Origin of the sequence: Maribacter aquimaris, assembly GCF_014596745.1 — a bacterium.
GTDB lineage: Bacteria > Bacteroidota > Bacteroidia > Flavobacteriales > Flavobacteriaceae > Maribacter_A > Maribacter_A aquimaris.
In genome coordinates this window covers 1-12,290 of sequence record NZ_JABTCF010000014.1, presented here as the reverse complement: position 1 = coordinate 12,290, position 12,290 = coordinate 1, and the positions used below count along the sequence as shown (strand labels likewise).

At 41.4% G+C, this 12,290-nt stretch carries 11 protein-coding genes and 1 pseudogene; 9 read left to right on the top strand and 3 right to left on the bottom strand.

The annotated features are described in order from the left end of the window. The first annotated feature begins 450 nt into the window (after positions 1–450). From HPE56_RS17760 to trhO, 3 genes are read left to right on the top strand one after another with little or no spacing between them, the layout of a single operon-like run. Positions 451–1,692, top strand: coding sequence for a peptidase U32 family protein (locus tag HPE56_RS17760; RefSeq protein ID WP_188245102.1), 1,242 nt, complete (start codon positions 451–453; stop codon positions 1,690–1,692). Then, positions 1,692–1,922: a ferredoxin gene (locus HPE56_RS17755; protein WP_109648373.1), complete on the top strand. Its 231-nt coding sequence runs from the start codon at positions 1,692–1,694 to the stop codon at positions 1,920–1,922. Before HPE56_RS17760 ends, HPE56_RS17755 begins: the two co-directional genes overlap by 1 nt. Before the next feature lie 54 nt (positions 1,923–1,976). Further along, a complete protein-coding gene (gene trhO / locus HPE56_RS17750; protein ID WP_188245101.1) occupies positions 1,977–3,008 on the top strand; it encodes an oxygen-dependent tRNA uridine(34) hydroxylase TrhO in 1,032 nt (343 codons plus the stop codon). Positions 3,009–3,010: 2 nt separating this feature from the next. Here the strand turns inward: trhO and HPE56_RS17745 are convergent, their stop codons facing one another. After that, positions 3,011–4,180 (bottom strand): MFS transporter, encoded by a 1,170-nt coding sequence (locus HPE56_RS17745; protein WP_188245100.1) that lies wholly within the window; start codon positions 4,178–4,180, stop codon positions 3,011–3,013. Between the two features lie 174 nt (positions 4,181–4,354). On the opposite strand from HPE56_RS17745, the gene HPE56_RS17740 reads away from it, so the two are divergent. The 5 genes from HPE56_RS17740 to HPE56_RS17720 all read left to right on the top strand — a co-directional run bounded on the left by HPE56_RS17740 (position 4,355) and on the right by HPE56_RS17720 (position 9,854). Continuing rightward, positions 4,355–5,533, top strand: coding sequence for a PSP1 domain-containing protein (locus HPE56_RS17740; RefSeq protein WP_188245099.1), 1,179 nt, complete (start codon positions 4,355–4,357; stop codon positions 5,531–5,533). Further along, positions 5,526–6,011 (top strand): gliding motility lipoprotein GldH, encoded by a 486-nt coding sequence (locus tag HPE56_RS17735; protein WP_188245098.1) that lies wholly within the window; start codon positions 5,526–5,528, stop codon positions 6,009–6,011. Before HPE56_RS17740 ends, HPE56_RS17735 begins: the two co-directional genes overlap by 8 nt. After that, positions 6,004–8,364 (top strand): penicillin-binding protein 1A, encoded by a 2,361-nt coding sequence (locus HPE56_RS17730; protein WP_394355062.1) that lies wholly within the window; start codon positions 6,004–6,006, stop codon positions 8,362–8,364. Before HPE56_RS17735 ends, HPE56_RS17730 begins: the two co-directional genes overlap by 8 nt. A 135-nt stretch (positions 8,365–8,499) precedes the next feature. Next, positions 8,500–9,201, top strand: a complete 702-nt coding sequence (locus tag HPE56_RS17725; protein WP_188245097.1) for a CoA transferase subunit A — start codon at positions 8,500–8,502, stop codon at positions 9,199–9,201. Beyond that, positions 9,201–9,854, top strand: a complete 654-nt coding sequence (locus tag HPE56_RS17720; protein WP_188245096.1) for a 3-oxoacid CoA-transferase subunit B — start codon at positions 9,201–9,203, stop codon at positions 9,852–9,854. Before HPE56_RS17725 ends, HPE56_RS17720 begins: the two co-directional genes overlap by 1 nt. 535 nt (positions 9,855–10,389) lie before the next feature. Here HPE56_RS17720 and HPE56_RS17715 read toward each other — a convergent pair. Both HPE56_RS17715 and HPE56_RS17710 read right to left on the bottom strand, forming a co-directional pair. Continuing rightward, a complete protein-coding gene (locus HPE56_RS17715) occupies positions 10,390–11,547 on the bottom strand; it encodes a methionine aminotransferase (protein ID WP_188245095.1) in 1,158 nt (385 codons plus the stop codon). 10 nt (positions 11,548–11,557) lie between these two features. Then, entirely contained in the window at positions 11,558–12,034 is a 477-nt protein-coding gene (locus HPE56_RS17710) for a very short patch repair endonuclease (protein ID WP_188245094.1), read from the bottom strand. 96 nt (positions 12,035–12,130) lie between these two features. On the opposite strand from HPE56_RS17710, the pseudogene HPE56_RS17705 reads away from it, so the two are divergent. Further along, a pseudogene (locus HPE56_RS17705) lies at positions 12,131–12,290 on the top strand (IS3 family transposase); the annotation flags it as partial.

The following is a 12,290-nucleotide window of genomic DNA, read 5'->3' as shown; positions in this document are numbered from 1 at the left end:
GATGTTCACCATCAGGGTCTTCATACAAAATCAATTACCCCGGTACGGCAAGCATGCAATGCGCCGCTGGACCGGAAGGTTGAACTAACCCTGATGTTCACCATCAGGGTCTTCATACAAAATCAATTACCCCGGTACGGCAAGCATGCAATGCGCCGCTGGACCGGAAGGTTGAACTAACCCTGATGTTCACCATCAGGGTCTTCATACTAAATTATTCTCCCCCGGTACGGCCAGCATGCAATCTCTGTCAGATTGTAAGGTGGAGCATACTATATATGGTTTTACACGTATTAATGCCAAAACCCGTTTTTTTCCTTCATCAATTTCAACGGGTACTATGTTACTCGGTTAGATTATGTACTATAGCCCTTATAATTAGTGGGGTAGCATGGTAATCTGCCCATATAATGTATCTTTGCAGTCCAAAAAATGTAGCACCTTGTACTTATGACAAGAAATGGAAAGATAGAATTAATGGCCCCAGCCGGGAATTTCGAGTCCCTGCAGGCGGCTATCGACAGTGGAGCGGATTCGGTATATTTTGGCGTTGAGCAATTGAACATGCGGGCTAGGGCAACCATCAATTTCACTTTGGAAGATTTACCGGAGATTACCCGACGATGCAGTAAAAGGAATATTAGAACGTACCTAACACTGAATACGATTATATATGACCATGACCTTTCCATTATAAAGACGGTTTTGGATACGGCCAAAGAATCGGGGGTTACCGCGGTTATTGCAATGGATCAGGCGGTCATTGCCTATGCAAGACAGATTACTATGGAAGTGCATATTTCCACCCAAATCAATATCACCAATATTGAAGCCGTAAAATTCTATTCCTTATTTGCCGATACTGTGGTCCTAAGTAGGGAATTGAGTCTGCGGCAGATTAAGAAGATTTGCTTACAAATTGGGAAAGAAGGGGTAAAAGGACCTTCCGGCAATTTGATCGAGGTTGAGGTTTTTGGCCACGGGGCTTTATGTATGGCGGTCTCAGGAAAGTGTTACCTTAGTCTACATTCCCATAATTCATCAGCCAACAGGGGGGCTTGCAAACAGAATTGCCGTAAAAAATACACGGTCATTGATCAGGAAAGTGGTTTCGAGATTGAATTGGACAATGAATATATGATGTCGCCCAAAGACCTTTGTACGATCGATTTTTTAGATCAGATCATCGATGCCGGGGTAAAAGTGCTGAAGATAGAAGGTAGGGGGCGTGCTCCTGAATATGTGGCTACGGTTATCAAAACATATAGGGAGGCGATAGATTCCTATTATGAAGGAACATTTACCAAGGAAAAAATAGACGTTTGGATGAAAGCCTTGGAAAAAGTCTATAACCGTGGATTTTGGGGGGGGTATTATCTGGGACAAAAATTGGGGGAATGGAGCGATGGCCCTGGTACACAGGCTACGCAAAAAAAGGTATACGTGGGCAAGGGCGTGCATTATTATCCCAAACCGGGAATCGCGGAATTCAAAATCGAAGCCTACGATATCAAAGTGGGTGACACCCTATTGATCACGGGCCCCACGACTGGCGTAAAAGAACTACAATTGGATCAAATGATGGTAGATGACCTTCAAACAGCAATGGCAGAAAAGGGCAATAATTGTACATTCCCAACCGGTTTCAAGATTAGGCCCTCTGATAAGTTGTATAAAATCGTCAAGGAATAATGGTCGTCGTTACATTGCAGCGTAAAAAATGCATTGGTTGTAATTATTGCGTCGAATTGGCCCCAGAGCAATTTCAGATGTCAAAAAAAGACGGGAAAAGCGTTTTGTTGCATTCCATTGAGAAAAAGGGTTTTTTTACGATAAAATCGCATGACAATGCAATTTTTGAACCCTGCAAACAAGCTCAATTAGCTTGCCCGGTAAAGATCATCACCACCAAAATACGCTAAGATTAGTCTATATTTGCCCACGAAACTATTCTTTAACTTAACGATTGGTATAGCATGCAACTGTACAATACATTAAGTGCAAAGGAAAGGGAAGCTCTTATTGAAGAGGCCGGACAGGACCGTCTGACCATTTCCTTTTACCAATATGCACATATAGGAAACCCTTCTATTTTCAGGAACCATTTATTCATTCATTGGAATGACCTCGATGTTCTTGGGCGAATTTACGTGGCCCATGAAGGCATTAACGCCCAATTGTCGGTGCCAGCGGCTAATTTCGAGGCATTTAAGGCACATTTGGATAGTATTTCCTTCCTAAAGGATGTACGATTGAATATTGCTATTGAACAAGACAATAAGTCTTTCTTGAAATTAAAGGTAAAGGTGAGAAAGAAGATTTTGGCCGACGGATTGAATGATGCCACCTTTGATGTCACCAATAAGGGGGTACATGTAAATGCACAGAAATTCAATGAACTTATTGAAGATCCCGACACCATTTTGGTCGACATGCGAAATCATTATGAGAGTGAAATAGGCCATTTTAAGAATGCCATTACACCCGATGTCGATACGTTTCGCGATTCCTTGGATATTATTGAAAAGGACTTGGAAGCTTTCAAGGAAGATAAGAAATTGGTGATGTACTGTACTGGGGGTATCCGTTGCGAAAAAGCCAGTGCCTACTATAAACACAAGGGGTTTAAGAACGTGTTTCAGTTAGAGGGTGGGATAATAGAATATGCCAGACAGGCCAAGGACCAGAACTTGGAAAACAAGTTTATCGGGAAAAATTTTGTTTTTGATCACCGAAGGGGGGAGCGCATTTCCAAAGATGTGATTTCGCATTGCCATCAATGCGGTAAACCTTGTGATACGCATGTGAATTGCGCCAATGAAGCCTGTCATTTGTTGTTTATCCAATGTGAGGATTGTGCCAAGAAAATGAACGATTGTTGTTCAGATGATTGTAAGGACATCCATGCCTTACCCTTCGAAGAGCAAAAAAGACTTCGAAAGGGAAAAACAATAAGCAATAAAATCTTTAAAAAAGGGCGGTCAGAAGTGCTAAAATTTAAAAAATAGGTTCAGATTTTCTTATTGCCAAATACCAAATGGGTCATTAACAATAGTAGTGAAAGCGCAAGACCTAGGACCGATACACCTGTCCATTGGTAATGTTGCCAGGCCAGGGCGCCTAAAATCGTTCCAAGGGCACCTCCCAAGAAAAAGATAACCATATAAACCGTATTTATGCGATTTCGGGCATTTTCGTTTTTGGAAAATATGATGTTCTGGTTGGCGATATGAAGTGATTGTTGCCCGAGGTCTATCAAAATAACACCGATTATTATACCAATGATGGAATGATGGGAAAACAGAAAGACCGTCCAGGAGAAAATAAAGATAGAAGTCGCAGTAATAATAATTCGGTTTTTGCTCATCTTATCACTTAATTTACCGACGACTGACGCTGCCAATGCCCCAACAACACCTACTAGTCCAAAGGTTCCAGTGATACCACTTCCATAGCCGAAATTATCTTCCATTAAAAAAACCAAGGTGGTCCAAAACGCACTTAAACCCGCAAATGATAGTCCGCCACGTACTGCTGCCAGACGTAAAGAGGGTTCTGCTTTAAAAAAATGAACCAATGACTTCATTAAATTTTTATAATTGCCTTTATAAACCGGTGTAACCTGTGGCAGTTTTAATTTTAGCACGATAAAGAGAAAAAGCATCATTATGGAAGCCACCAGATACATGGTACGCCAACCAAACTGTTCACCAATGAAACCGCTGACCACACGACTTGCCAAAATACCGATGAGCAGTCCGCTCATGACGATCCCTATCGCACGTCCTCTATTTTGGGGATCCGATAATTGAGCGGCCATGGGAACAAACAATTGTGGCAAGGCAGAGGTACACCCAATAAAAAAACTTGCGACTACAAGAAACCAGAGTGAGGTGGAGAAAACCGCTGCCAACAATGATATGATCATAAAAGTGAAATCGATTTTCAATATTTTCTGATTGGAAACCATATCCCCAAGGGGAATTACAAAAAGCAGCCCCACGGCATAACCCAATTGTGTGGCCAATGCCACATTGCTCACGGCAGATTCGGTTACCCCAAAACTTTCCGAAATCATATGAAGTAAAGGCTGGTTGTAATAAAGGTTTGCAACGATCAAGCCTGCCGAAAGGCTCATGAGGTAAAGAACGGAGTCACTTACCCTTTTTTGTTTTTCCATATCAGGGAGCATGCAATTTTTTAAACATATACGTAATTGGTGCAAAAGAACGAAGAACCTGTGTAAGTTGAGATAACTTTTTGACACATTAAAAAATTAGTACCTTTACGGATAAGATTAATATGAACCTTTTTTGGGAAAATCATAGGATTTCCCCAAATCAAGATACAAAATATGGGTTGTAACAGTTGTTCAACCGGTAAGGACGGACAACCGAAAGGGTGCAAGAACAATGGGACTTGTGGCTCTGATGGTTGTAATAAATTAACGGTATTTGATTGGCTTTCCAACATGTCACTTCCAAATGGAGAAAAACCATTTGACATTGTTGAAGTCCGATTTAAAAATAGCAGAAAGGAATTTTTTAGAAATTCCGGGGATTTAACCCTTTCAATAGGTGATATTGTGGCTACGCAGGCACAATCGGGTCACGATATTGGCATGGTCACTTTGACGGGTGAACTTGTGAGGGTGCAAATGAAAAAGAAAAAGGAGGATCCAAAAGCGGAGGATATTCCCAAAATCTACCGTAAAGCCACACAAAAAGACATTGATATTTGGCAAAAGGTAAGAGATCGGGAGGAAGAGATCAAAAAACGCTCCCGTGAGATTGCGATCATCTTGAAATTGCAAATGAAGATTTCCGATGTCGAGTTCCAAGGCGATGGGTCTAAAGCCACTTTTTATTATACGGCCGAGGAACGTGTTGATTTTCGTCAATTGATAAAGGATATGGCCAAGGCCTTTGGTATTCGAATAGAAATGCGCCAAATAGGGTATCGACAAGAGGCCCAACGTTTGGGGGGCATCGGTTCCTGTGGCAGGGAATTGTGTTGTTCTACCTGGTTAACCGATTTTAGATCGGTGAGCACATCCGCTGCCCGATATCAGCAATTATCATTGAACCCCCAGAAATTGGCTGGGCAATGTGGTAAATTAAAATGTTGCCTTAATTACGAGCTCGATTTATATCTCGATGCCTTAAAGGATTTTCCTTCCCAAGACACCAAACTGTTCACTGAAAAAGGAATGGCATTCTGCCAAAAGGCCGATATTTTCAAGTCCAAGTTATGGTTCTCTTATAAAGACGAACCTTCAAATTGGCATATGTTGTCCAAGGAACAGGTAGTTGAGATCATCAACAAGAACAAAAAGAAAGAGAAAGTAGCCAGTTTAGAGGAATATGCGGTTGATAATATCATTGACGACGACAAGGTGGTATTTGAGAATGTAGTTGGTCAAGATAGCCTCACCCGTTTTGATAGGCCCAAAAGACGTACGAATAAGAGTAATAACAACAATAAGAAGAGGAGAAATAATAAAAATAAAAAAAGACGTCAAAGAAATGCTTAGGATATTAATAGCGTTTGTAGGGGTTGTTTTTATGGTTTCCTGTGATAATTCCATTGTAAAGACAGAATTCAAGGGTACCAATAACGGCATTTGGAATAAGGATAGTGTTATGGAGTTCAATTTTTCGGGACTCGATACCATTCAGAAACACGATATGTTTATCAATGTCAGAAACGATAATACCTTTCCCTATAGCAACCTTTTTTTAATAGCAACCTTGGATTATCCCAATGGGGAAACCGCTACCGATACGTTGGAATATATGATGGCCGATCCAGATGGTACTTGGCTGGGTAAAGGTTATGGCAGCGTAAAGGAAAATAAATTATGGTATAAAGAAAACATCGTTTTTCCTTCCTCAGGCGTATATACCTTACGTATCTCACAAGCTATGCGAAAAAATGGCAATGTCGAGGGTATTATTAACTTAGAGGGCATTACCGATGTCGGATTTGAAATAGTAAAAAGTAATGAGTAAAAAAATGGTGAAAGCCAAAAAGAAAAATAACAGTAAAGGCTTTTTTAAGTTTGTTAAATGGTTCTGGATTTTGTTCACCGTGGGTGCGCTTTCCGGGGTAATGTTGTTTTTATTGGCATCATGGGGTGTATTTGGGGAATTGCCCCCGTATGAGTATTTGGAAAACCCCCAAACAAATCTAGCTTCCGAAATCTTTTCATCCGACGGTGAGACTTTAGGTAAATTTTATCTGGATGACAATCGTACCCCGATCAAATTTGATGATCTTCCACAAAACTTGATAAACGCCTTAGTGGCTACTGAAGATGCCCGGTTTTATGAGCATTCAGGGATAGATGCCAGAGGTACCTTGAGGGCCTTTGCCTATTTGGGTAAAAAAGGGGGCGCAAGTACCATTTCCCAGCAATTGGCACGTCAACTGTTCATTGGGGCCAGGGAAAAAGAGAAGAAGACACAGGCTATTCTACAGAAAGTAAAGGAGTGGGTTTTGGCGACACGTTTGGAACGACAGTACACCAAAGATGAAATTATTGCCATGTATCTGAATATTTATGACTTCGGATATGCTGCGGATGGTATTCGGTCGGCTTCCAAGATTTATTTCGGCAAAGAGCCCATCGACTTGAAGATAGAGGAGTCGGCCATGCTCGTGGGGATGTTGAAAAATTCCTCATATTACAATCCCTTAAGGCGTAAAGAACTGGTTTTCAATAGACGAAATACGGTTTTGGCCCAAATGGCGAAATACGATTATATCACTGAAAAAGAAAAAGATTCCCTTCAGGCCTTAAAAATGGAGGTTCATTTCAATCCTGAGAACCATAGGGAAGGATTGGCAACATATTTTAGGATGTATTTGCAGGGCTTTATGAACGATTGGATCAAAAAGAATCCTAAACCGGCCGTTGAAGGTGAACGTGATAAATGGAGTCTTTATCTTGATGGACTAAAAATATACACGACGATTGATTCCCGTATGCAGGCCAATGCGGAAGAAGCCGTACAAGAGCATATGGAGAAATTGCAAACGGAATTTTTTCATCAAAATACCCCGGATCGTAATAAAACAGCCCCTTTCTTGGATTTGAAAAAGGAGGAGATAGATGGCATCCTGGAACGGGCCATGAAGAATTCGGATCGTTGGCGCTTAATGAAAAGACAAGGCAAATCGGAAAAGGACATTCGAAGTTCCTTCACCAAAAAAACCGAGATGACCGTCTTTGATTGGAAGAGCGATTCCCATGAGAAAGATACTATTATGACGCCAATGGATTCCATTCGGTATTATAAATCGTTCCTAAGAACGGCAATGATGTCGATGGAGCCACAAACAGGCCATGTTAAGGCATGGGTCGGGGGTGTTGATTATAGGCACTTCCAATATGACAATGTCTATCAGGGGGCCCGTCAAGCCGGTTCTACCTTTAAGCCATTTGTGTATGCAGCGGCAATTGACCAGTTAAGGTTATCCCCCTGTTACGAATTACCAGATACACAATACTGTATTGAAGCTGGAAAACACGGGAATCCAGAACCTTGGTGTCCAAAAAATTCCGAAGGCAAGTATTCAGGTGAGATGTATACGTTGAAAAGGGCCTTGGCGAATTCCAAAAATAGCGTTACCGCCCAATTGATCGATAGGGTCGGTCCCAAGTCGGTGGTTTCGATTGTAAAGAACCTGGGAATTACCAGTGAAATTCCGGAAGTACCTTCTATAGCCCTAGGAACACCCGACCTTAGCGTTTATGAAATGGTAGGTGCCTATGGGGCATTTGTGAATCAGGGAGTGTATGTAAAACCTGTAATGGTGACCCGTATCGAGGATAAGAACGGAACCGTGTTGTATGAGTATGTTCCTGAAACCAAAGATGTATTGAGTAAAGAAGTAGCCTATGCCATGGTCAATTTATTGGAAGGTGTAACCCAAGGAGGTTCAGGTACCCGCTTACGTACAACGGGCTATGATAAATGGCGTCCGGAATATAAGGAGATTATCACAGGATACCCCTATGAATTCAAAAACCCTATTGCAGGTAAAACGGGGACAACCCAAAATCAAAGTGATGGGTGGTTTATGGGTATGGTACCTAATTTGGTCACTGGCGTATGGGTCGGTGGTGACGATCGTTCCGTACACTTTAAGTCAATCACTTACGGTCAAGGAGCGTCAATGGCGTTGCCCATTTGGGGACTTTATATGCGAAAGAATTATGCCAATGAGGATCTGGGGGTTTCTGATGGTGAATTTCCCAAACCCGAGAATATGTCCATTAACTTGGATTGTTCCAAATCAGCGGAGGACACTAATAAAGAGAAAGATTTGGAAGACGATTTAGAGGATCTCGATTTCTAAGTTCCTTGTAAAATATAAATCAGCGACCTTGCTAAATGCCCTTAACTTTCACCAAAAAGTAAGGGCATTTTCTTTTTAAAACCTTAATTTAGTGTAGCTTGGGTTTTCCAGATTATAAAACAGACTAGACAAATTATGATTCGAAAAACAGTAGAAAATGTTCAGGAAGCATTAAAGGGGGTAAAAGACGGAATGACCTTGATGCTTGGAGGATTTGGTTTATGCGGTATTCCCGAAAATACGATTTCGGAATTAGTGCGTTTGGGAGTAACCGATCTTTGTTGTATCTCCAATAATGCGGGAGTAGATGATTTTGGATTGGGTCTGCTTTTGCAACAAAAACAAATACGGAAGATGATTTCATCTTACGTGGGCGAGAATGATGAATTTGAACGTCAAATGTTAAGTGGGGAATTGGAGGTTGAACTTACCCCACAAGGAACCCTGGCCGAGAAATGCAGGGCTGCACAAGCGGGTTTCCCGGCATTTTATACACCTGCTGGTTTTGGGACCGAGGTGGCTTTGGGAAAGGAAACCCGGGAATTCAACGGTAAGATGTATGTCTTGGAAGAGGCCTTTAAGGCCGATTTTTCATTCGTAAAGGCATGGAAAGGCGATGAAGCAGGGAACCTGATTTTTAAGGGTACTGCGCGAAATTTCAATCCCTGCATGTGCGGGGCGGCCAATATTACGGTCGCTGAGGTAGAGGAGTTATTGCCAGCGGGGTCCTTGGATCCCAATGATATACATGTTCCCGGTATCTTCGTTCAACGGATATTCCAAGGGGAAAAGTATGAGAAAAGAATTGAACAACGAACCGTAAGACCAAGAAACTGATGTTAGACAAGAATGGTATCGCAAAGCGTATAGCAAAGGAAGTAAAGGATGGTTATTATGTGAATCTGGGAATCGGTATTCCTACGATGGTGGCCAATTTCGTCCGGGATGATATTAGTGTGGAATTCCAAAGTGAGAACGGGGTATTGGGTATGGGGCCTTTTCCGTTCGAGGGGGAGGAAGATGCGGATATCATCAATGCGGGCAAACAAACCATAACGACGATGCCCGGAGCCTCGTTCTTTGACTCGGTAACCAGTTTTGCAATGATTCGTGGCCAACATGTAGACCTTACCATATTAGGGGCAATGGAAGTGTCTGATAAAGGTGATATTGCGAATTGGAAGATTCCTGGTAAAATGGTCAAAGGCATGGGGGGTGCGATGGACTTGGTGGCATCGGCGGAGAATATAATCGTTGCTATGATGCATACCAATAGGGCAGGTGAATCCAAATTATTAAAGGAGTGTACCTTGCCATTAACTGGGGTAGGTTGTGTTAAAAAGATAGTGACCAATCTTGCCGTGCTCGAGGTTACAACAGGTGGTTTTAGGCTTTTGGAGCGCGCACCGGGGGTTTCGGTGGGAGCAATCGAAAATGCCACAAGTGGGCGGTTGATCGTAGAGGGCGAGATTCCGGAAATGAAACTTTAAGGCCAAGATATAGGTAGTTCAACGATAAAATTAGTTTTTCAATTTTTTCACAACATTTTAAGCGCAATTCACAACAATAATTTAGGGAATATCTGCGTTTTGAATTATATTTATATGCAGTAAAGATTTAATATGAACCTATCCCCAAACCTAAATTAATATGGATGCCCAAATTAACCACTCCTCGAATGAAAATGAGATTTTAGTGTACAAGAATGATTTTTATCACGGTGTAGTATTATTGATTAAGAAATTGTTTATGATTTAATACTTTTCGTATAAGAATTGAAAAAAGCCCTGATACTATCAGGGCTTTTTTTATTTTCATAAGAATCGGGTGTCATACAAATGGAATAGAGAAATGCTTGTTAACGGATTTACCTGGGCTTAATTGAAACAAGAGGTATTCTTTGGTTGGGGGTAACTTGGTAAATATACTAGGAGACAAATACTTCGGGATCCAATGATGGGGCAATCAACTTTCTTTCTATTGTGGGATTTGCTGATTCACTATCACCAAAAGGAGTTGTGGACTTTAAATTCGTTGTAAGATTTCAGTAGCCCTTTCCAGGGTGTCATGGGTTTTTGCAAAGCAGAATCGTAATACCTTATGGTCTTGCCCATTCATATTAAAGACTGAAATGGGAATACTTGCCAGTTGGTGTTCAACGATCAATCTTTTGGCAAAAGTGATATCATCCTCATTGGATACATTCGCGAATCCCAAAAGCTGGAAATAGGTTCCTTGGGCTGGGATAGCGGTAAATTTGGAGCCTTTCAAGGCATTTAGGAAATAATCCCTTTTTTCTTGGTAGAACGCATTAAGGCTTAAGTAATGACGAGGTTGTTGTAAATAAGTCGCTAAGGCATGTTGAATGGGGTGATCTACGCAGAATACATTGAATTGGTGTATTTTTCGAAATTCATGCATCAATGCTGCAGGTGCTACGCAGTAACCAACTTTCCAACCGGTAACATGAAAGGTTTTCCCGAAAGAGGAGCATATAAGACTACGAGCGGCCAAATCATCAAAACGCGATACGCTTTCATGGTCATGGCCGTCAAAGACAATATGTTCGTATACCTCATCACTGATGACGATAATGTTGGTATGGGCCAAACTCTTTTGCAACTCCAGCATGTCATCTTTTGCAAGAATGGTGCCACTGGGATTGTGCGGGGTGTTAATGATGACCATTTTCGTTTTAGGGGTAATCTTGCTTCTAAAATGGTTCCAATCTATTTTGTAATCCGCTTTATTCAATTGAATACCTACAGGAATGCCACCATTAACCACAATAGCCGGCTCGTAACAGTCATATGCCGGCTTAAAGACGATTACCTCATCCCCTTTGCCAATAAAGGCTGTAATCGCCGTAAAAATAGCTTGGGAGGCACCAACAGTAATGGTTATTTCTTTTTCGGGATCATAGGTCCTTTGGTGCAAGCTTTTTATTTTACTTGCTATTACTTCCCTTAACGCAGGTAAACCGCCCATAGGAGCGTATTGATTATGACCGTCACGCATGGCTTTCGAGACTAAAGCCAATAGTTCTGGATCTGGTTCGAAATTAGGGAAACCTTGGGAAAGGTTTATGGCGTTATGTGCTTTTGCCAATTGCCCCACAGTAGTGAAAATGGTAGTTCCTACATCGGGTAGTTTGGAATTGATTTTATGGGGATAAGTTGGCATATGCTTAGGACTAATGGTTGTTCTGTGATCTTAAATGTGAAATCACTTTTTGAATACAGCCTTCCAAATCGTTTTTGATCTCTTTTTCCCAGAAACGGAACACCGTAAAACCAATGCGTTCAAGTTCGGTATTCACTTCCTCATCGCGTTGTCTGTTGCGTTCAATTTTCGCAATCCAGAATTCCCTATTGGTTTTCAGTTTTTCCTTTCGTTCCTCCCATTGGAAGCCATGCCAGAATTCCCCATCGATAAAAACAACCGTTTTGTACTTATTCAACACAACGTCGGGTCTTCCAATCAATTTTCTGGAGTCGATTCTATAACGATACCCTTTGGCCCATAAGGCTTTACGAAAGGCAAGTTCCGGTTTGGTGTTCTTTCCGCGAATCTTTCCCATGATCTTGGAACGTTCCGGGGTTGTGTAAAAACCGGATTCTTCATTAAAACGGGGAACTTTGATTCGATTTTCGGAATAAGTTTTGGCCATGTATAAAAATAAAAAAATCCCAACCGATTTCGGTTGGGATTTTAATTTTATAATATGTCTAGTCCTGAAATAGCGTTACACTAAAACCAAAGTGTAATGAACGATTCAGAATCACCTTATGTAAAGCGTACGCAAAAAGACTATTCAATGTCTTTTAAATTGCAATTAGTTTCTTCCATCGAAAATGGCGAGCTAACAGCTACCCAAGCTGTGGAGCGTTATGGTATTCAAGCTAGAAGTACGGTAACCGGATGGA

What these genes read in the sequence shown, in the direction of transcription:
- HPE56_RS17735 (WP_188245098.1), top strand. Translation starts at nt 5,526, where the DNA reads ATGCTTAGGATATTAATAGCGTTTGTAGGGGTTGTTTTTATGGTTTCC.
- HPE56_RS17760 (WP_188245102.1), top strand. Translation starts at nt 451, where the DNA reads ATGACAAGAAATGGAAAGATAGAATTAATGGCCCCAGCCGGGAATTTC.
- HPE56_RS17740 (WP_188245099.1), top strand. Translation starts at nt 4,355, where the DNA reads ATGGGTTGTAACAGTTGTTCAACCGGTAAGGACGGACAACCGAAAGGG.
- HPE56_RS17715 (WP_188245095.1), bottom strand. Translation starts at nt 11,547, where the DNA reads ATGCCAACTTATCCCCATAAAATCAATTCCAAACTACCCGATGTAGGA.
- HPE56_RS17720 (WP_188245096.1), top strand. Translation starts at nt 9,201, where the DNA reads ATGTTAGACAAGAATGGTATCGCAAAGCGTATAGCAAAGGAAGTAAAG.
- HPE56_RS17710 (WP_188245094.1), bottom strand. Translation starts at nt 12,034, where the DNA reads ATGGCCAAAACTTATTCCGAAAATCGAATCAAAGTTCCCCGTTTTAAT.
- trhO (WP_188245101.1), top strand. Translation starts at nt 1,977, where the DNA reads ATGCAACTGTACAATACATTAAGTGCAAAGGAAAGGGAAGCTCTTATT.
- HPE56_RS17745 (WP_188245100.1), bottom strand. Translation starts at nt 4,180, where the DNA reads ATGGAAAAACAAAAAAGGGTAAGTGACTCCGTTCTTTACCTCATGAGC.
- HPE56_RS17730 (WP_394355062.1), top strand. Translation starts at nt 6,004, where the DNA reads ATGAGTAAAAAAATGGTGAAAGCCAAAAAGAAAAATAACAGTAAAGGC.
- HPE56_RS17755 (WP_109648373.1), top strand. Translation starts at nt 1,692, where the DNA reads ATGGTCGTCGTTACATTGCAGCGTAAAAAATGCATTGGTTGTAATTAT.
- HPE56_RS17725 (WP_188245097.1), top strand. Translation starts at nt 8,500, where the DNA reads ATGATTCGAAAAACAGTAGAAAATGTTCAGGAAGCATTAAAGGGGGTA.